The 21105-nt window shown below is 40.4% G+C and carries 22 protein-coding genes; 1 reads left to right on the forward strand and 21 read right to left on the reverse strand.

The annotated features are described in order from the left end of the window. Positions 1-12: 12 nt before the first annotated feature. The 21 genes from B3H30_RS16455 to B3H30_RS16555 form a co-directional block, all read right to left on the reverse strand. Positions 13-1455 (reverse strand): complex I subunit 4 family protein, encoded by a 1443-nt coding sequence (locus B3H30_RS16455; protein ID WP_286767462.1) that lies wholly within the window; start codon positions 1453-1455, stop codon positions 13-15. A 14-nt stretch (positions 1456-1469) separates the two neighbouring features. Then, positions 1470-3392 carry an NADH-quinone oxidoreductase subunit L gene (gene nuoL / locus B3H30_RS16460; protein ID WP_070560989.1) on the reverse strand — a complete coding sequence of 641 codons (1923 nt, stop codon included), beginning with the start codon at positions 3390-3392 and terminating at the stop codon, positions 1470-1472. 18 nt (positions 3393-3410) lie between these two features. Further along, positions 3411-3740, reverse strand: coding sequence for an NADH-quinone oxidoreductase subunit NuoK (nuoK, locus tag B3H30_RS16465; RefSeq protein WP_286802490.1), 330 nt, complete (start codon positions 3738-3740; stop codon positions 3411-3413). Next, entirely contained in the window at positions 3740-4237 is a 498-nt protein-coding gene (locus B3H30_RS16470; protein WP_070560985.1) for an NADH-quinone oxidoreductase subunit J, read from the reverse strand. The genes nuoK and B3H30_RS16470 overlap by 1 nt, the downstream gene beginning before the upstream one ends. Positions 4238-4248: 11 nt before the next feature. Continuing rightward, the gene (locus B3H30_RS16475; RefSeq protein WP_070560982.1) at positions 4249-4758 is read right to left on the reverse strand and encodes a NuoI/complex I 23 kDa subunit family protein; all 510 of its coding nucleotides are present in this window, start codon (positions 4756-4758) and stop codon (positions 4249-4251) included. Between the two features lie 13 nt (positions 4759-4771). Further along, positions 4772-5812: an NADH-quinone oxidoreductase subunit NuoH gene (nuoH, locus tag B3H30_RS16480; RefSeq protein WP_286779089.1), complete on the reverse strand. Its 1041-nt coding sequence runs from the start codon at positions 5810-5812 to the stop codon at positions 4772-4774. 8 nt (positions 5813-5820) lie between these two features. Further along, the gene (locus B3H30_RS16485; protein WP_286779090.1) at positions 5821-6840 is read right to left on the reverse strand and encodes a 2Fe-2S iron-sulfur cluster-binding protein; all 1020 of its coding nucleotides are present in this window, start codon (positions 6838-6840) and stop codon (positions 5821-5823) included. 30 nt (positions 6841-6870) lie between these two features. Then, the gene (gene nuoF / locus B3H30_RS16490) at positions 6871-8226 is read right to left on the reverse strand and encodes an NADH-quinone oxidoreductase subunit NuoF (RefSeq protein WP_286834689.1); all 1356 of its coding nucleotides are present in this window, start codon (positions 8224-8226) and stop codon (positions 6871-6873) included. Position 8227: 1 nt separating this feature from the next. Continuing rightward, positions 8228-8749: a complex I 24 kDa subunit family protein gene (gene nuoE, locus B3H30_RS16495; protein WP_286834690.1), complete on the reverse strand. Its 522-nt coding sequence runs from the start codon at positions 8747-8749 to the stop codon at positions 8228-8230. After that, positions 8742-9977 (reverse strand): NADH-quinone oxidoreductase subunit D, encoded by a 1236-nt coding sequence (locus tag B3H30_RS16500; RefSeq protein WP_286777151.1) that lies wholly within the window; start codon positions 9975-9977, stop codon positions 8742-8744. The genes nuoE and B3H30_RS16500 overlap by 8 nt, the downstream gene beginning before the upstream one ends. A 10-nt stretch (positions 9978-9987) precedes the next feature. Continuing rightward, on the reverse strand, positions 9988-10485 hold the full coding sequence (locus tag B3H30_RS16505; protein WP_075990307.1) for an NADH-quinone oxidoreductase subunit C: 498 nt from the start codon (positions 10483-10485) through the stop codon (positions 9988-9990). Continuing rightward, complete coding sequence (locus B3H30_RS16510; RefSeq protein WP_075990308.1) at positions 10486-11037, reverse strand: NADH-quinone oxidoreductase subunit B; 552 nt, start codon at positions 11035-11037, stop codon at positions 10486-10488. 61 nt (positions 11038-11098) lie between these two features. Then, positions 11099-11473: an NADH-quinone oxidoreductase subunit A gene (locus B3H30_RS16515; protein WP_088163316.1), complete on the reverse strand. Its 375-nt coding sequence runs from the start codon at positions 11471-11473 to the stop codon at positions 11099-11101. Positions 11474-11592: 119 nt separating this feature from the next. Continuing rightward, positions 11593-13392 carry a tetratricopeptide repeat protein gene (locus B3H30_RS16520; RefSeq protein ID WP_286834691.1) on the reverse strand — a complete coding sequence of 600 codons (1800 nt, stop codon included), beginning with the start codon at positions 13390-13392 and terminating at the stop codon, positions 11593-11595. Positions 13393-13417: 25 nt separating this feature from the next. Further along, positions 13418-14344, reverse strand: coding sequence for a PstS family phosphate ABC transporter substrate-binding protein (locus B3H30_RS16525; protein WP_158638900.1), 927 nt, complete (start codon positions 14342-14344; stop codon positions 13418-13420). A gap of 330 nt (positions 14345-14674) precedes the next feature. Continuing rightward, complete coding sequence (locus B3H30_RS16530; RefSeq protein WP_088163319.1) at positions 14675-15562, reverse strand: energy transducer TonB; 888 nt, start codon at positions 15560-15562, stop codon at positions 14675-14677. 31 nt (positions 15563-15593) lie between these two features. After that, entirely contained in the window at positions 15594-16151 is a 558-nt protein-coding gene (locus B3H30_RS16535; protein WP_075990314.1) for an ExbD/TolR family protein, read from the reverse strand. A gap of 24 nt (positions 16152-16175) precedes the next feature. Then, positions 16176-16838, reverse strand: a complete 663-nt coding sequence (locus B3H30_RS16540; protein ID WP_075990315.1) for an ExbD/TolR family protein — start codon at positions 16836-16838, stop codon at positions 16176-16178. A gap of 101 nt (positions 16839-16939) precedes the next feature. Next, on the reverse strand, positions 16940-17764 hold the full coding sequence (locus B3H30_RS16545) for a MotA/TolQ/ExbB proton channel family protein (protein WP_075990316.1): 825 nt from the start codon (positions 17762-17764) through the stop codon (positions 16940-16942). Between the two features lie 433 nt (positions 17765-18197). After that, the gene (locus B3H30_RS16550; RefSeq protein WP_075990317.1) at positions 18198-18548 is read right to left on the reverse strand and encodes a translation initiation factor; all 351 of its coding nucleotides are present in this window, start codon (positions 18546-18548) and stop codon (positions 18198-18200) included. 4 nt (positions 18549-18552) lie between these two features. After that, positions 18553-19431, reverse strand: coding sequence for a diacylglycerol/lipid kinase family protein (locus tag B3H30_RS16555; protein WP_075990318.1), 879 nt, complete (start codon positions 19429-19431; stop codon positions 18553-18555). 304 nt (positions 19432-19735) lie between these two features. Here B3H30_RS16555 and metK point away from each other — a divergent pair, with 304 nt between their 5' ends. Further along, positions 19736-20989: a methionine adenosyltransferase gene (gene metK / locus B3H30_RS16560; protein WP_088163322.1), complete on the forward strand. Its 1254-nt coding sequence runs from the start codon at positions 19736-19738 to the stop codon at positions 20987-20989. The last annotated feature ends 116 nt before the right edge of the window (positions 20990-21105 follow it).

The raw sequence follows: 21105 nt of genomic DNA on the forward strand, positions 1-21105 counted from the left end.
TAAATATATCTATTATCTGCCTAAAAATGTACTTAAAACTTCCACGGAACCTGCAGAAAGGTTCAATAGGAAATTAGGAAATATACCAATATAAAGGATCAAGACGGAGACGACTGTCAATACAATAAGTTCCGTTCCTTTTACATCTTCAAATTGTACAGTTTTTTCGGTCGTTTCCCCCAACATCGTTCCTTGGTAAAGCCTAAGGATATAAACTGCGCCCAGAATTAAGGTTAGACCCGCGAAAACAGCAAACCAAAATCCATACTGAAAAACGCCTTTCAATAATAAAAACTCACCAATGAATCCATTCGTTAATGGTAAACCCACTGCCCCCATACAAATAATCATAAAGAAGATGGCCAAACGAGGCGCCTTGCTTGCTATTCCGCCAAGCGCTGTGAGACTACGTGTCTGTGTGCGCTGCTGTATAATATCCAACACATAAAAAAGCCCGATCACAGAAATACCGTGATTTAACATTTGAATAGTTGCTCCACTCAGGCCATTCGTATTCCATGTGAAGACACCGGCACTAATTAAGCCAACGTGGGCTATTGACGAATACGCGATCAATCGCTTCACATCGTCCTGTTTAATTGCGATAATGGAAGCATAAACGATCCCAATAACGCATAAGATCATTGCAAAATGCCCATACAGCGCAACACCAGTTGGTGCGATAGGCAATAGCCAACGCATTAAACCGTAAACCCCCATTTTGAGCATGATACCTGCCAACAACATCGTGCCTGCCGCTGGCGCATTTGTATACGTATTGGGTTGCCAAGTATGAAAAGGAAAAATTGGTATTTTGATGGCGAAAGCGACAAAAAATGCCCAAAATAACCACCGCTGCGTATTTTCTCCCAAATCTAAGGCAATAAATGAGGTCCATTCAAAATCACGGTTGGGCACTTGTTGATAGAGATAAAGAATACCGATCAACATCAAAAGGCTACCCAAAAAAGTATAAATAAAAAATTTCAAATTTACGCGAATACGATCTCCTTCACCCCAAAGCGCGCAAATAAAATAAATCGGTATCAAGGCAATCTCCCAACCCACATAAAAAGTAAAAGCATCCAGGGCCATAAATACGAGCAATAAGCCCGCTTGCATAAAAGCCATTAATGCATAAAAGTTTCCTTTATACTCCTTCTTAAAGGTTGTAGCAATGATTAAAGGCATCAATCCATTTGTCAATAAGATCAACGGCAAGCTAATTCCATCAACGCCGATATGAAAATGAATATGCAACGAAGAAATCCATAGCCAATTTTGTTCAAATTGCATTCCGCCATTTGCGTCGAAAGTACAGAGGAACGGAATAGTCAAAGCCAAAGACAGTAATGATAAAATCAAGGCAATAGACTTTGCAGCATTGGTCTTTAAGAACGTTAGAATCAATGCGCTTATTAACGGCAATAAAATAAGTAAAAACAAGTTATCCATCGATTACACCAAAATTAAAGACTCAACAATCCATAGATGAAAATGGCAATCACCCCAATTACCATCATCAATAAATAAAAACCAACATTACCATTCTGGAGCAAACGCAATACCTTTCCCGTATCAAATGTTGCCTTACCGGCCCCATTAACAACACCGTCAATACCACGTTGATCCACGACATTTCCGAAGAAAGCCGAGAGCCAATTGATGGGACGTACAATGATGCTATCATAGAGCTCATCCACGTAAAACTTATGGTAAGAAAGATTGCCCAAGAAACCACGCGTACCTTCGCCCTCTTCCTGTAGCTGTTGTCGTTTAACGTATTTATGAAAAGCCAAAGCAACCATAATCAATACTCCAACAACAGAAATGCCCATGAGTAAATATTCCGTACTATGTTCCAAATGATGAGTTGCAGGCATTATCGCTTTTCCCTCTGAAAACACTGGCGTCAGGAAATCCTCAAGCCAATGGTTACCACCCAAAACAGCTGGTAAATTGATCACTCCTCCGATCACAGAAAGTATAGCCAATACAATGAGTGGCACTGTCATACTCTTTGGAGATTCATGCAAATGATGCTTTTGCTCTTCCGTACCACGGAATGTTCCAGAAAAGGTCATAAACAACATCCTGAACATATAGAAAGCCGTCATTAATGCACCAATAAAACCTAAACCCCATAAAACTGGACTCGCAGCAAATGCCCCTGCCAATATTTCGTCTTTGGAAAAGAAGCCGGAGAAGGGTGGAATTCCTGCAATCGCGATTGTCCCCATCAACATCGTCAGATAAGTAATAGGCATTGCTTTCTTCAAACCTCCCATTTTTCGCATATCCTGTTCTTCACTCATACCGTGTATAACAGATCCCGCCCCCAGGAATAGTAAGGCTTTGAAAAAGGCATGCGTCAATACATGGAAAAACGCTCCCGTAAATGCTCCGACACCAAGGCCAAGAAACATATAGCCCAATTGTGAAACGGTGGAATAAGCCAATACTTTCTTAATATCATTTTGTGTCAATGCTATTGCAGCAGCCAATAGGGCTGTACAAATAGCGATCACAGAAATGAGCTGCAAGGTAAACGGTGAAAGGATAAACAGTACATTGGAACGTGCAATCATATAGATACCGGCCGTAACCATCGTTGCCGCATGAATCAGGGCCGAGACGGGGGTTGGGCCAGCCATGGCATCTGGCAACCAAGTAAACAAAGGTATCTGCGCCGATTTACCTGTTGCAGCAATAAACAACAAAATGGTAATGCTAACGACTGTGATATCACCAACAGCAAAATTCTTGGCCGCAGGAAATACAGTTGAAAATTCTAAGGATCCAAAAGTTCCAAGGATTAAAAATACCGCAAGTAGAAAACCTAAATCACCTATTCTATTCATCACAAATGCTTTTTTTGCCGCATTCGCATACGAACTATTCTTATACCAAAAGCCGATCAATAAATAAGAACATAGCCCTACACCTTCCCAGCCGATGAACATGACCAGGTAATTGGATCCCAATACCAATAGCAACATAAAAAAGATAAAGAGATTCAAATAGGCGAAGAACTTACCAAATCCATGATCATGATGCATATAACCAATCGAATAGACATGGATAAGGAAACCAATCCCTGTAACGATCAGGAGCATGATGGCACTTAGTGGGTCTACCAAAAAGGACAGACCGATCTTGAGATTGCCCACCGCAATCCAGTCAAATACATGTTGTTCTATAATACCTGCTTGTCCAGCTTGCCTCGCTTGGTAGACTTCGGAGAAAAGAATACAGCTGCATACAAAAGAAATAAGCACTACAGCGCTGCCAACAGCACCTATCATACCTTTGGAGAAGGCATTCCTACCCAATCCGTTCACAATAAACCCGATTAAGGGCAAAAGGGGAATCAACCAAACTAATTCACTCATCGTATTTATTTCTAAGTTCTACCAACGAAGTTTATTTAAGGAATCGATATCCACAGACTTCGTATTCCGATATACCATAATAATAATCGCTAGGCCTACGGCAACTTCTGCCGCTGCCAATGCCATGATAAAGAAGACGAAGACCTGTCCTGACGAATCGCCATGCTGCACTGAAAAAGCAGCTAAAAGAAGATTCACCGCATTCAGCATCAATTCAATAGACATCATAATAATAATGACGTTACGGCGAATAAGAACACCGATAACACCAATAACGAAAATAATCGCACAAAAAATCAGATAATGATTTATTGGCACCCCCTGCAACTGTTGAACAAATGTTTCCATTAGATTTGTTTAGGTTCTTTCTTAGCTAATAATATTGCTCCAATCATTGCTGTCAATAACAATAATGATGATAACTCAAAAGGAAGCAAAAATTCGTTAAACAACACCTTACCCAGATTCTTAACCAACCCTATTTCCGGATTAACAACAGTTAAGGGATTAGAAATGTCAAATACGCGGTATACACCGAAGAAAGTCACCAATAGGCAACAACCGGCGATAGCACCCATAAACTTAACCAGATTGGATTTCATGGGTTCGGTATCCTTGTTCAGGTTGAGCAGCATCAGTACAAATAAAAACAACACCATGATGGCTCCCATATATACGATGAAATTCACCACAGCCAAAAACTGTGCATTCAAAAGAATATAATGTATTGTAAACGTAAAAAACGTAATGACCAGATACAGTACACTGTGTACAGGATTTTTTGTAAAAATGGTCAGCAGCGCAAAGAAAATAGACAAGAAGGCTACAAAATAAAATACTGTCATAATTTCCTGGTTTAGCTCTTTAATTTGGTAATATCAAAAGTTGGTTCTACCAATTTATCTTTTCCATAGATAAAATCCTTACGGAGATAATCTGCTGTCACATGCGGTCCATCCAGATAAATCGCTTCTTTAGGACAGGCCTCTTCACATAGACCACAGAAAATACAACGCAACATATTGATTTCATATACCGACGCATACTTTTCCTCGCGATAAAGATTCTCTTCACCTTTTTTCCGCTCGGCGGCAGTCATTGTAATCGCCTCTGCCGGGCAGGACAAAGCACATAATCCACAGGCTGTACAGCGCTCACGCCCTTCCTCATCACGTTTGAGCGAGTGCTGCCCCCTGAAGTTTTTCGAATAAGGTCTTATTTCCTCCGGATATTTAATGGTTGGAATTTTCTTAAAAAAATGCCTTAATGTAATGCGCAAACCTTTGATAATAGCCGGAAAGTATATTCTTTCCGAAAATGTCATCGGTTTTTGTTCAATTACTTTTTTACGATTGGTTAGTTGCATAAAAAGTCCTTTCTTATGAGAAATAAGTATCTTTAATCAATGTAAATACACCTGTGAGTACAATATTGGCAATTGCCAATGGAATCAGCATCTTCCAGCCCAGATTCATCAATTGATCGTAGCGGAAACGTGGTAAAGTCCAACGCACCCACATAAAGAAAAAGATAAACAGCAATATTTTAATGAAGAATACCACTACCCCGATGATCGTGATCATATTGGCCGACCATCCCAGATCATTCATAAAGGGGAAATTATAACCGCCAAAATAAAGTGATGCCATCAATGCAGAGGAAACGAACATGTTAATATATTCGGAAAACATATAGAGTCCCAATTTCATGGAGGAGTACTCCGTATGGTAACCACCGACAAGCTCTGTCTCACATTCCGGTAAATCGAAAGGAACCCGATTACATTCGGCAAAAGCACAGACCATAAAAATGATAAACCCTAGCGGCTGCGCCCAGATATTCCAATTGACAAAACCCGACTGCTGCGCAACGATTTCCTTTAAGGAGAGACTTTGTGTCACCATCAATAAAGCGATAATTGAAAGTCCCATGGCGATCTCATAACTGATGCTCTGCGACGCAGCGCGAATAGCACCCATAAGTGAGAATTTATTATTGGAAGCCCAGCCGCCCAACATAATACCATATACACCTAATGCGATCACACCAAACATATACAATATCCCAACATTAACATCGGCCACCTGCAAGGAAACGACCCGTCCCCCAATTTGCAATTCCTGTCCCCAAGGGATAACCGCCGAGCTAATACAGGCCGTAATAATGGCAATAGTAGGCCCTAAGATAAAAAGTACCTTGTGTGCCCCTGCAGGGATAATTTCCTCCTTAAAGAAGAATTTACCACCGTCACAAAGCGGTTGCAAGATACCAAAGAGACCAGCCCGGTCAGGACCATATCGATCCTGCATAAAACCTGCAATTTTACGCTCAGCAAGTGTCGAATACATCGCAATCACCAGGGTGACAACAAAAATAACAGACACCAGTATTAATTTTTCTATGACAAAAGACCACTCCATGTTTGTGATTATTTCAATTTTTCCGTTCTAGCCAACTGTTCCCGATTTTGTTCCTGCAATATTGGATTTTCTTTAATGACTTTTGGCGGATTAAATAACTCGTAGTGATTGGCAGAAATAACAGAATGTGGATCTATTTCTGTTGGTTCCTCCAAAATCCAATCGCTTGTTTTTTTCTGATCAAAGCGGCAGGTATTACAGATAAATTCTTCCACTTCACCAAACTCATCCTTTCGAGCAGTTACCCGAATGACTTCTTCTCCCTTATACCATAAGGTTACTTTACCTGAACATGTCGGACAATCTCGATGTGCATCGACAGGCTTTGTAAACCATACCCTGTTCTTGAAACGGAAGGTTTTATCCGTCAAAGCTCCCACAGGACAAACATCAATAACATTTCCGGAGAAATCATTGTCGATGACATTTTCAATATAAGTCGATATTTCGGCGTGATCTCCTCTTCCTAGGATACCGTGTACACGCTGGTCGGTCAACTGATTGGCGACATAAACACAACGGTAACATAAGATACAACGGTTCATATGCAATTGGATCTTATCGCCCAGATCAATGCGTTCGAAGGTACGTCGATCGAATTCGTAGCGTGTATGAGCACTACCGTGTTCATATCCAAGATCCTGCAATTTACATTCACCAGCCTGATCGCAGATTGGACAATCTAAGGGATGGTTAATCAATAAGATTTCAACAACACCTTTTCTTGCTTCCACCACCTCTGGCGAAGTAATATTTTGTACTTCCATACCGTCCATCACCGTTGTACGACAAGAAGCCACCAATTTTGGCATCGGCCTCGGATCTTTTTCAGATCCCTTGGAGACTTTGACCAAACAGGTACGGCATTTACCGCCACTTCCCTCCAGTTTGGAGTAGTAACACATTGCCGGAGGGACTATATCTCCACCGATCTGTCTCGCTGCATTTAATATGCTTGTCCCAGGAGCAACCTCTACCGGTATACCATCGATGGTGACCTTAAACTTTACATCTTCCGCTTCTGCCATGATATAATTAATTTATCGTTACAGCTTCTATTATGATACTATTGGTTGTAAAGGATCAGCATAATGTGCCAGTCCATAATTCCGTGTTTGTGACTCTTCCGGATGAAGGATATGCCATTCAAATTCATCCCTAAAATGTCTTATTGCTGCTGCCACAGGCCATGCCGCAGCATCCCCCAATGGACAGATTGTATTCCCTTCAATTTTTCGCTGCACATCCCACAGCAAATCAATGTCTGACATCGAGCCGTGACCGCTCTCGATCTTATGCAGCACCTTCTCCATCCAACCTGTTCCTTCACGACAAGGCGAACACTGCCCACAGCTTTCATGATGATAAAAACGTGCAAAATTCCAGGTATTACGCACCACGCACTGATCCTCATCAAATACGATGAAACCACCCGACCCGAGCATTGTCCCTGTTTGGAAACCACCATCCGCCAATGACTCATAAGTCATCAACCGGCTATTTCCTGCCGCAGTTTTCAAGATCAAGTTAGCGGGTAGGATTGGAACCGAAGAGCCTCCAGCTACGACAGCTTTCATTCGTTTCCCATTGGCAATACCACCACAATATTCATCCGAGTAAATAAACTCTTCCACAGGCAGACCGAGTTCGATCTCATAGACCCCTGGTTTTACAATATTTCCGCTAGCGGAAATTAATTTTGTCCCGGTACTACGCTCCACGCCGATTTTAGCATATTCTTCACCGCCCAAATTGATAATGGGCACTGTGGTCGCAATAGACTCCACATTATTCACCACTGTCGGGCAGTTATATAAACCTGCTATCGCTGGAAAAGGCGGTTTAATACGCGGATTACCCCGTTTACCTTCTAAAGATTCTAATAAAGCTGTTTCCTCACCACAGATATACGCTCCACCTCCCGGCTGAACATAAATCTCCAGATCATAGCCCGAGCCTAAAATATTTTTACCCAAAAAACCTTTTTCCTTGGCTTCAGCAATGGCCCGCTCCAGAATTCTGATTTGCGGCATCATCTCTCCACGCACATAGATATACGATGTATGAGCTCCTAAGGCGAAGCTGGATACAATCATTCCCTCAATGAGCGCATGTGGGATGTGCGTCATCAAATAACGGTCTTTGAATGTTCCTGGTTCAGACTCGTCGGCATTACAGACCAAATAGCGTGGCACCCCTTCAGGTTTAGCCAAAAAGGACCATTTCATGCCCGTAGGAAAACCAGCTCCCCCACGTCCACGTAATCCAGACTTCTTAACCTCTTCAACAACATCCTCAGGAGACATTGTCTTTAATACTTTTTCAATAGCAACATAACCACCTTTTTGTCGATAGACCTCAAAGGTATTGATGCCCGGAACATCGATATGAGTCAACAAAAGTTTACGTGCCATATTATTCTGTTTTAGCTTTTAAATTATCAATCAATTCGTCGACTTTATCTTCTGTCAGATTCTCATAGAATGTATATTCAGGGCCAATCTGTAAGACTGGTCCAAAACCACAGGCAGCCAAACATTCTACACCACGCCAAGAGAAAAGCCCATCACTTGTGACCTGTCCCTCCTTTACACCGAGCTTTTGCTCTAAATGCCCCATAATACGCTCTGCACCGACCAAACAACAAGGCCCGGTACGGCAAATCTCCAGTACGTATTTTCCTTTGGGTTGCAACAGGAACATGGTATAGAAGGTTGCCACCTCATATACCTCAATCGGTAATATATTCAGGTAAACAGCAACCTTATCCATCGCATCTGAGCTAACCCAGCCGTATTCCGCCTGAACCAAATGTAAAATGGGCAATAAGCCCGATTTCTGCTTTCCTTCAGGGTAACGGCTTACCACTTCTCCAAACTTGGCTAACAATTCTGGAGAAAACATTACATTTTCATTATGTTGTTTTACACTAAGCATCTAATTCTCCAGCTATAACGTTAAGACTACTCATATTTATAATAGCATCTGAAATCAGCATTCCTGCACTCATTGGTGCAAACATCTGATAATTGACAAAAGAAGGTCTCCTGAAATGCAGACGATAAGGTGACCGTCCACCATCATGAATCAAATAAAAACCGAGTTCACCATTTGCCCCTTCGACCGCATGATAGACTTCGGCTTTCGGTGTGTCCACCTCACCCATGACGATTTTAAAATGGTAGATTAAAGCTTCCATATTGGTATACACCTGCTCTTTCGGTGGTAAATAGAAATCAGGCACCTCTGCATGGAAGACACCTTTAGGCTCTTTCTCAATTTTCGCTAATGCCTGCTCTATAATGCGAAGTGATTGCCACATTTCGGCATTTCGAACCATGAAACGGTCATATACATCGCCTGTCGTGCCAACAGGTACGTCGAAATCAAATTCTTCATATGAGCAATAAGGATTCTGTACACGCACATCGTAATCTACACCTGTCGCCCGTAAAATAGGGCCAGACCAGCTATAATCCAGTGCATCTTCTGCTGTTACAGCAGCAACGCCTGAAGTCCGCTCAATAAAAATACGGTTACGAACAAACAACTCTTCAAACTCTTGCAATACCGGCGGATAGCGTTTTAGAAATTCACGTATTTTCTCAAAGGCTATAGCATTGAAATCACGTTCGAAGCCTCCAATACGACCAATGTTAGTTGTCAGGCGAGCGCCACAGATTTCTTCAAAGATTTCGTAGATAAATTCACGCTCCTGCATCACATACAAAAAGCCCGAAAAAGCCCCCGTATCTACCCCCAAAATACCATTACAAATAATATGATCTGCAATACGGGCAAGCTCCATGACGATAACACGCATATACTGCACCCGCTTAGGAATCTCGATCTTGAGCAACTTTTCAACGGTCATATGCCAGCCCATATTATTGATTGGAGACGAGCAATAATTTAGACGATCAGTCAAAGGCGTTATTTGATAAAAAGGTCGATGTTCAGCAATTTTTTCAAATGCGCGGTGAATATAACCGATCGTGGACACACCACTCACAATACGCTCGCCATCGATTTGTACCACGTTCTGAAATACACCATGCGTAGCGGGATGCGTGGGACCAATATTTAGGGTAATCAACTCGTCTTGCGGATCGTTGTCTTCGAAGACAGGCTGATTAGATGTTATCTTGCTTATAAATTCGCTCATATCGTATAAATTAACGGCCGAAATACAAATCTTTCTTATCTACGCGATTTGGATCTTCCAAAGGATATTCCTTACGCATTGGAAACACCTCCATATCATCTACATTCAAAATCCTTCTCAAATCGGGATGCCCTATAAAATTGACACCAAAAAAATCAAAAGTCTCACGCTCCATCCAGTTCGCGCCTTTCCAAACGACGGTTGCTGTTGGAATCTCAGGATTCGGCCCATACAAAAAGACCTTCACTCGGATTCGGATATTATGAACGAGACTATGAATATGATAAACCACAGCAAACTCCTTTTCTAAATGCGGATAATGCACTGCCGTAATATCCGTGAGATGAATAAACTGCAACTCCTTATTCGATTTCAAGAAACGAAGTACATCAATCACATCTTCCGTATCCACGACAATCGTCAATAAATTGTGTGCATCTTGAATTTCGTTAATCTTTGCCGGAAAATTTCCTTGGAGCTTATCCAATAAAAAACTGTTTTCCATCATCTATTTATTTGTATGTATTCCGTACTTCTCAAGCAGCGCTTTGTATTCGGGTGTATTTCTCCGGTTCAATGATTCATTCTTTACAATATCCTGTAGACGCAACACGCCATCCAAAATTGCTTCTGGACGGGGAGGACAGCCAGGCACGTACACATCAACCGGTATAATTTCATCTATTCCTTGTAAGACAGAATACGTATCGAAAATACCACCACTAGATGCACAGGCCCCTACAGCAATTACCCAGCGCGGCTCGGCCATTTGCACATACACCTGCTTTAACACCGGAGCCATTTTCTTAGCAATGGTACCCATTACCAATAGCATATCTGCCTGACGCGGTGAAAAGCTCGGGCGCTCGGCACCGAATCTAGCCAAATCGTAAGTAGAGCCCATCGTTGCCATAAACTCGATACCACAGCAGGATGTGGCGAAGGGCAAAGGCCATAACGAGTTGGCTCGGGCCAAGCCAATGGCTTTGTCCAAACTTGTCGCAAAAAAACCTGCGCCTTCTACTCCCGGAGGAGCTTCTGCCAATTTTATATCACTCATGAAAAGTCGATTTATAGGTTTAAGTATTGCTGGCCCAAAGAGCCAACCATCACGGGAATATCTAATCCCAACTCAATGCTTTTTTCTTGATCACATAGATAAAGCCCAACAAGAGCAGTCCCATGAAAATAAACATCTCGATCAAGCCTTGTAGTCCCATTTCCCGGAAGTTGACTGCCCATGGATACATGAAAATAACTTCAACATCAAATATGACAAACAGGATAGCGACCAAAAAATATTTTATGGAGAAAGGCTGCCTGGCATTTCCGACAACTTCAATTCCCGACTCAAAAGCTCCAAGCTTGTTTTCCGTGCGGACTTTCGGTCCGATAAGATGTGTAATAATTATGGTACCTACTCCAAATCCAACAGCAACAAGAAGCTGTATAAATATAGGCAAGTAGTCTATCGGCATACTATTGGCTTGCTCCATCTCAATTAAAATTTATATTGGTAACTATCTCTAAATATAGAGATTTCAAGGTAAAAATCAAAACAAAAAAGGCGTAGATATTACTATCTACGCCTAATTTAGAATGATTTTATTTAAGCTTATTTCAGGCCCTCTAAGTAACCTTTAACAGCTTCATTTGCCGGATCTATAGCCAATACTTTTTGGAAGCTCTCCTTCGCTTTAGGAAGATCTTGCTTCACGTAATAGTAAAGTCCGATATATGTATTTGCATCGATCAAATAATTTTTATTCTTCTCTTGTGCGCCACGTTGATTGATGGTTTCGATCAATTTTTGGAATGGTGCAACGAAATCACCTTTAGGTTGCTCCAAGTTGTCCGCGGTTAAGGCAGCAAAAGCTTTATAATAAAGCGCATTGATCAAATATTTATCTTGTGCTTCTTTATTGTCTGTCGTTTCAATAACAGATAAGAAAGTCTGTGCTTTTTGCAAATCAGCAATTGCTTTATCTCTCAATTCTTGATTAACGACTACTTGTTCTTCATTCTTACTAGCAGCATCTTCCTTTGCACCGATTTGATAGTAAGCTTCACCTGCATAGTAGTTTGCATCGTATAAATACGTTTTATTATCTTTGTAAGACGCCACCAATTCAAATAAAGAGGCTGCTGTCTGCAATTCTTGCTCTTGGTATTTAGCAAATGCCAACTCAGCTGTTTCGCCCAACAATTCTTTGTCTAAATCAATTGCTTTCTTAATATCGGCAATACCCTTTTGAATATTCGCCGTATTCTCTGCTGTCAATACCGGAGCCGCAGTAGCCGTGCTATCTGCACCAGCAGCCGCTGGCTTAGGGCTATTTGCTGCAATCTCAGACATACCTAGATACATATAATCCAATGGAATTACACGATCTTTTTCCATTTTGCTAAACATCTGGTTTAAGTACTCCAATGCTTTCGGATAATCTTTAGCTTTTTGGAAGGCGATATACCCCAAATAACGATAAATTTTTGGATCTACAGAAGGGTTTTGAGCTAATTCCTCAGAAACTACCTTCAAATTGTCGTATTGACGCGCGTAAACCAAGAAATCGGCATAACGGATTTTAGCTTCCAATGAATTATCACCCGCAACTTCCAGGTATTTTTTGTATTGCTCAACACCTTTTTTATTTAACTCGACATATTTCTCGTCAGAAGTACCCGGCAATCTAGACCATTGGTTATATGTTTCAGCCAACTCACGGTAAGTAGGTGCATATGCCGGAGTTTCCGCCGCAATAGCTTCCAATTGTGTGATAGCCTCATCAAAAGCCTGCGCACCACGTACGATCACAGCCTGTCCAACTTTCGCTTGTACTGAATTTGGATCGATATCAGTCGCTTCACCATAGCTTGTATAAGCTAATGAACCTTCTTTTAAACCACGGTATGCATCACCTAATGCGATAGGAATTGCAACATCTTTTTTGTTTTTCTCTTTCGCTTGCGTTAGGTATTCCAAAGCTTTCGCATAATCAGGCTCAGGCGTTTTTATATATGCACGTCCAATTTCCAATAATGGTTCATAATCTTTTTTACCTAATTTTGCGGTTGCCAAAGCGAATTTAGATTCAGCGCTCGCTTTATCCTTTTTCATTAAGTCAACATAGCCCAAACCTACATTGTTGATTGTAGCCTTTGGATCAGCAGCCAAACCTTGGTTGAAAATCGCAGCGGCAGAATCCGCTCTGTCGTTTACCAAATAAATTTGACCCAAATAGAAATAATTATCTCCATTCTTAGGTTGCTTAGTCACTAACTGTTGAAGGATAGTTTTCGCTTTACCATAATTTTCAGCCTCGATGGCTGCTCTAGCATCTTTCAAACTTTGTGCACTTACTGTGCCCACAGATCCCGCCAATAAAAGACTAAATAATAATTTACTGTTTGTCATAATCTATTTTTGTACTATTTATTATCTATTTAATATAACTTTCATCTCTAATAATGATCTCTCGTCCAGGCATTGTAGCAGGAACCAATCCAGCTTTCAATACAATACGTTGTCCACGATCTCCTGTCAAAAAGGCACTGAAGCCTAAACCTAAGCCCATATTCGGCTGATAGTTCATAATGTAGACAGGTCTTATAAAAGGATATAAGCCGTCGGCGATAGTCGATTGGGATGGTCTATAAAAACTGACCTTTTCGCCCTCCTTACCAACACTTTCGATGCTCAATGTACGAATTTTATCCAATAAATTCGAATTTTTTTCTACAGCTTTTAAATACCAATTATAACCAATAACGCCCACTGTATTTGCATTCTCGCTCACATATTTCATCACATCTTCACTATCTTTCAAAGCAGAAACAGCTTTCGGATCGATTTTGTTCAATTTGAAATAATCTTTCAAATAGCGCAGTGTGCTTGAATTAGCATTGTCAAAGATCAGTCGTTGTCCTGCTAAGTTACCTTCCAACAAAGACTTAACGTCTTTTTGAGGCATTATAGTATCAGCACTGTTACGATTATTGATCAATACCACGGCATCCGACGCCATTTGGAATATTTTAGGTTGAATCCCTCGCTTTTTAAAGTAGCTATCTTCCTCATTTGTCAGCTTGCGCGTCAACACAACCACATAGGCCGAATCGCCAAGCAATGCATTCACCGCTTTAATTTCGGGACGAGCAATAAGCTCCAAACTCGAATTTGGATAAGAACTCTCAAACACATCCGCAGATTCTTGGATAATAGGCAACAAAGTTTGATCCACAATAACGGGTAGCTTACCCGTTAGAATATCATCGCTCTCTTTCGTTTGCTTTGTTTTATTTTCGCAGGAAACAAAAATGCCCATACAGATGCCAAGCATCACAAGAACCATTTTATATTTTCTCATATGATACATCATAAAATAAGACAGTTTAATTAAAAAATAGTTTAATTTTTGAAGAGAGAATTGGTTGTAGCCAAAAAGAAGAGGGCAGTTAATTAAAAATTATTTTGCCAAAGCCGTACAAACCGCATAAAAGAATACAGGATCAATACGACACCAAAGATTGTTTTGTAGGTTGGATTAATCTCAATGGGAAAATTGTCCCAGAATATAATCAAAAGGCCCAAAACAAAATAAAAGCCAAACATAAATAGTCCCAAAATAGACAGAAACCGCTTCAGAGGCGATTTCTGTCTATAATTTGAACTATTATTCGAATTAAAATTTGTCATTCTAATTTTGAAGGTTCAATCGAATTGGTAAAGTGTACGCTACACGAACTGGACGACCATTTTGAATACCAGGTTTCCATTTCTTCGCTTTCTTAAGCAACCTTACGGCTGCATCACCAGTACCATATTTCAAATCGCGTTTGATATTGATATCTGTTAAGCTACCATCTTTTTCTACAACGAAAGATACCTCAACGACACCATTTACACCATTTTCAGTTGCCGCAGCTGGATACTCGTAGTTTGAACCTACCCAAGACATAAATGCTTGCATACCGCCTACAGGCATTGGCTGAACCTCGATGGCATTAAATGGAAGAATTTCATCTCCATTACCATTTGGATCGCCTTTTGCAGCACCAGTGATTGCGCCATCTTGTTTCTTCGAACCAAATTCACCACGTGCAACAGAAGTACCAGTCGGGCTACCTTTCAAAGTAATACGCGCTGGAGTTTTATTTGGGTCTTTCAACTCTTCCTGAGAAGCAACTTCTTCCACAACTTTGTTTGCAGGAGCTACTTTAGGTTCAGGGAAACGAACCAAATCTTCTTTCGGTACATCCATAGCCACTTGTTGAGGTTTTTCTTCCGGTTCTTGCGGAAGCGGCTCCTCTTCTTCAGGCTCTGGTGGTTTAATTTCTTCAAGGTCTTCCAAAGTAACTTCAGTTACAGCAGGAGGAGCCTCAACGGCTTTCTTCGGGAACAGCTTACTTCCATAAACACTAAGGAAACTGGCTATGACTACAATGCCGATAACGACAAGAAGTCCCCTGTTAGTCGCTTTAGGCGCTAGCTTACGAAGCTCATAAGCTCCGTACTCCTTATTGCGGCCTTGAAAAACGACGTCAAGCCATTCTTTCTTAAAAATATCTAATTTTGACCCTATCATATTATTTTAGTTTTTTGTGTCAATCTAATAACTAATCATTATAGATATTGTCACGTTTTAACACGTCCACTTCCTCTGGAGTAATCTTTCCGATCATATAGCGTTTTACGTCTACAATTTTCATCTCGTCAAGAATGTCAACAAGATTACGTTGTGTACATTTATCACTCGGTCTTATGATTACGATCATGTCTTTACCGCCTGAAACGCGAGGTACATATGCCTTTTTCTCCATCAAAACCTTACGAATCCCATCTGCACCGTAACCAGCAACAGTAGGACCTTCGATCGGACGAGCAACTTGACCATATACCCAAGAGACTTTATTGTCAGAACCCAATAAAATTGTAAGTGAACGATTATCTGCTGTAAGCAATTCATCGCTTTGTTGCTCCTTAATTTTATTTTTGTCTGGCATAGCCACATCCATCGCTTGCGGTTTATTTAAGGATGTGGTCAACATGAAGAAGGTAATCAACAAGAACGCCAAATCCACCATCGCTGTAAGGTCGACCTTACCGCCATTCTTCTTGGATCTTACTTTCCCGCCTTTGCCTTTTTTACCACTATCCTGATTTAATTCTGCCATTGTTTGTTCTTATTAAATCGTCAATTATTTCTCCTCAGCACGCATGCCTGTTATGAAACTAAATTTGTTTTGCTTTTGATTGCGCAACGTTTCAATAACTAAATTAACCGAAGGATATTTTTCATTCGCATCTGCTTTGATAGCCATCTTTAAAGGTCCTGGATGCACGAAATTTTTATCAGATGCTTCTTTTTCCTTATTTACCTCCTCAGCTGCAAGACGGGCATTTTGAACCCAGTAATACAACTCATTTGAAGTATTCTCTGTACTATCAACCGGGATACCAGTTTGCAGACCTTTCTCTGTACGCTTACTTCCATCCAGAGCCAATAATCCTTTCAATTTAGACATTGGTACACCAAAGTTTTCCATCAATTTGAAACGATCATAATCTTCTTGTGAAAAGCCAACGCCATATTTTGCTGACATTCTTTCTAGTGCTTTTACGCGAACCTGCTGATCAGTCGTACCGAAGAAAACTTTACCTTGATCGCCTATTGTGATCATACCTACATTTGAATCAGGTAACTTATCTTTTGTAGTCGATGCTGGGGTATCCACCGTCAATGCTTCCGGTTGGCGCGCAGTCGCCGTTAAGACGAAGAACGTAAGCAGTAAGAACGATACGTCACACATCGCTGTCATGTCGATCGACGTACTGGCTCTTTTTACTTTTGCTTTACCCATTTTAAATTCTTCTTTTTAAATTAAAAACTCAATCTTCTATCCTATGATGCTTTTGATTTTTGATTTCCATAAAATAAAATCAAAAACTTTCATCATAGTTCTTATTTGTGGTTTGCGGCGTATGTTTGTACGATTGAGAAACCAGCTTCGTCGATAGAGTAAGTTAATTTATCGATTTTTGCAGTAAAGATGTTATACAATACGATAGCGAATGTTGAAGTCGCGATACCAGTTGCTGTATTGATCAAGGCCTCAGAGATACCGTTTGCCAATTTAGCTGAATCTGGAGCACCACCTGTTGCCAATGCCGAGAAGGCTTTGATCATACCTGTTACCGTACCCAATAGACCACATAATGTACCGATAGAAACTAATGTAGCGATAACGTTTAAGTTTTTCTCTAACATTGGCATTTCTAATGCTGTAGTTTCTTCGATTTCTTTTTGAATTGCAATAGCAGCTTTTTCGGTGTTTACTTCAGGATCTGCAGATACTGATTTGTATTTCAATAAACCAGCTTTTACAACATTTGCTACTGAACCTTTTTGTTTGTCACACTCAGCGATAGCTGAATCGATGTTTCCACCATTAATCAACGTTTGAATTTTACGAACGAAGTTTCCTACGTTACCATTACCAGAAGCTTTGTTAATAACGATAAAACGTTCTACTGAGAAAACCCATACCATCAAGAATAAACCAAGCAAAACAGGTACGATAGCCCCAGCATGGTAAACCATTCCTAAGTAGTTACCTGGATTTGGAGCATTTTCAGGATTGTTGTCAACGAAGTTAGTTGGATTGCCCATCACAAATTTCCATACACAGAAACCCACGATGAAACAGATGATGATTGCAGCTTGAGCAAAGAAAGATCCTCCGTTGTTGCTCTCTTGTTTTGCAGCAGTTTTAGGTGCGTTTGCCATTTTTCTAATTTTTAGTTTTTTACTGTTGTTTAAATATATAATGTTGTTTAAATTATATGCACTCTTATTCGCTTTTGAAACCAATTTTGCAAAGCAAATTTAATATTTAATGTCAAATTTAAAATATTCATCTCAAATATATAAAAAAAATCAAATTTGTTTTTTCAAACTGAACACACCATTAATCAGTGTTATTTTTCTCAGCAGTTCCCGTTATATAATCATTATTACTCTATGCTAAATCGCTTATTCGCAATAATTATTTTACAATGAAAGCCATTTTTTTTTTGATATGCAAAAAAATCAAGGATTTTAAACGACAAAAAGTAAGTGATTACTCATGTTTCTGAACAACTAGGCATCCTACACTCAAAGCATACTTGCCTAATAGACAATTCATTAGATTTACCACTATTATCCCTGATATACTTGTTTAACCACCAACTAATTTTACGCGATACCCCTCTTTAAGTAACAAATCATAGATCTTTTGTTTAAACTCTCCCTGAATGATGACCTCCCCATCCTTCACTGTTCCACCCACTCCGCACTTCGTTTTCAACAATTTACCTAAATTCTCCAAGTCTTCCGCTTTTCCAACAAACCCCGTAACCAACGTAACAACTTTCCCCTTCCGCATTTTCCGGTCAAGCTGCACTTTTAAGTTTTGCTGATTTACAGGTAACGTATCTGCTTCCTGAAAAAAATCAGCCAGCTGATAGCTGAAGCTGTCGTCTGTTGAATATACAACGCCCTCATAGGACTGTTTCTTATTTTTACTCATGATCTTAACAAATTATCTTTAACGCTTTTGGCATAATGGAAATATCCAATTTATCGCCAAGTTCGATCGGCTCCCCATCCACATGAACCGGTGACACCTTATCAATCTCGATCTGTATGTTCTTTCCAGGAATGATCTCGACATAACTGGATTGATCTGCCGATTTATTAAAAAGATGGAAAATCATCTTTGGCAAAATGTAAAGCGGAAATTTGTGCACGATACAGACATCTAAAATGCCATCGTTAACCGAAGCCTGTGGTGCGATATAGGCATTATTTCCATATTGGGGAGAGTTCGCTACGCTGATCATAAACGCTTGCCTTTCGTATACCTTTCCATCAATCGTCAATTTGTAATGTGCCGGCTGATACTTGCTGAGCACATTAAAAACGGACTTCATATAGCCCAAAGGTCCGCGAATATTTTCATTCGCAAAATTTTCACTTACAGAGGCATCAAAACCTAAACCCGCGATATTAAAAAATCGTCTATCATTAATTACACCACAATCCACCTCTATCGATTCAAAACGATTAATCCGACGGATAGCAGCAGCTTCATTCATTGGAACCCCCAAGTAAAGCGCCAGGCCGTTACCAGAACCTTCAGGAATAATCCCCAATGGAATTCCAGATCCTACCAAAGCGGAGCCCAGTTCATTGATCGTCCCATCACCACCGACCGCGATAACTGCATCATAGCCTTCTTTGACCGCTTTCAGCCCAATTTCGTAAGCATGGTTCGGTCTCGCGGTCTGCTGAAAAGTAGGATCAAACTTCTGCAGATCAAGCACATCCAGCACTTGTTTTTTAAAAGAAGTTTTATTTTTCCCCCCTGAAATAGGATTGATAACAAACAGTATTTGTTTACGTTCTGACATATCCAAAGATAGCGGAAATTACCAATTTCTTAAAATAATGTAATCTTTATACTAATTAACGCACTTCCCTATGCTTTTAAAAGTTAAAATATAAATTTGATTTTAAATAATCCTCAAAGTATTGTAGCTTTGTCGCACAAAAAATAGAATGTGGACTGATTTGCGTGCTGTTGCGTTACAAGGCAACGACAAGGAGATTGCAACCACAGTAAAAAAGTGCTAAAAACCCTTCGCTATCACGGCTCTTATCACTTTGCTGTTATTTCATTCTAGCGCAAATCCAATATTAAAAATTACGTAAAGCATGGCTTATTTATTTACGTCAGAATCTGTTTCTGAAGGGCATCCAGACAAAATTGCGGATCAAATTTCAGATGCATTAATAGACAATTTTTTAGCATGGGACGAGGATTCTCGCGTCGCTATTGAAACACTAGTAACCACAGGACAGGTTGTCCTTGCCGGGGAAGTTAAATCAAACATATACCTCGATGTTCAGAAAATAGCCCGTTCGGTGATCCAAAAGATTGGCTACACCAAGTCTGAATACATGTTCGAGGCAAATTCCTGTGGCGTTCTTTCGGCGATTCACGAGCAGTCTGCTGATATCAACCAGGGCGTAGACCGCAAGACAAGGCAAGAACAAGGTGCGGGCGACCAAGGTATCATGTTCGGTTATGCAAACAACGAAACTGAGAATTTTATGCCTCTGGCATTGGACCTATCGCATCGCTTACTTTATGAATTGGCCGAGCTACGTCGCGAAAATAACGAAATCAAGTATTTGCGCCCGGACGCAAAATCTCAGGTTACCCTTGAGTATAGTGACGATCACAAACCAAAAAGAATCGAAGCAATCGTAATCTCCACACAACATGACGACTTCGATACGGAACAAGTTATGTTGGATAAAATTACACATGACATCAAAACGATCTTGATTCCTCGTGTTAAAGCACAATTGAAACCAGAACTTCAGTTGTTATTTAACGATGAAATTAAGTTTCATATCAATCCAACTGGAAAATTTGTTATCGGTGGACCTCACGGAGATACAGGACTTACCGGTCGCAAGATCATTGTCGATACCTACGGCGGCCGAGGTGCACATGGTGGAGGGGCTTTCTCAGGAAAAGATCCATCTAAGGTAGACCGTTCTGCTGCATACGCAACGCGCCATATTGCCAAAAACTTAGTGGCAGCAGGTGTTGCAGATGAAATTCTCGTACAGATTTCCTATGCAATTGGTGTAAAAGATCCGATGGGAATCTATGTAAATACCTATGGAACGAGCAAAGTAAATTTGACCGATGGTCAGATTGCTGAAAAAATTGCTCATTTGTTTGATATGACTCCCTACGGAATTGAAACGCGTTTGGGTCTGAGAAATCCAATTTATTCAGAAACGGCTGCCTATGGACACATGGGAAGAACACCAAAAAAAGTAACCAAGGAATTCGAGAGCTCAACTGGCGAGAAAAAGCAAATTGAGGTTGAACTTTTTACTTGGGAAAAACTGGATTATATCGATAAAGTGAAAGAAGAGTTTGGTTTGTAAGAACCTACCCTCCATAAAAAGATAAAAGGAAGACATGATGTCTTCCTTTTTTTGTTTGTTAAAAACGCCTATTTTTCATTAAACACAAAAAACCTTTTCTCACGATGAGCGTCATT

This window comes from Sphingobacterium sp. UBA7038 (genome assembly GCF_002494055.1).
GTDB lineage: Bacteria > Bacteroidota > Bacteroidia > Sphingobacteriales > Sphingobacteriaceae > Sphingobacterium > Sphingobacterium multivorum.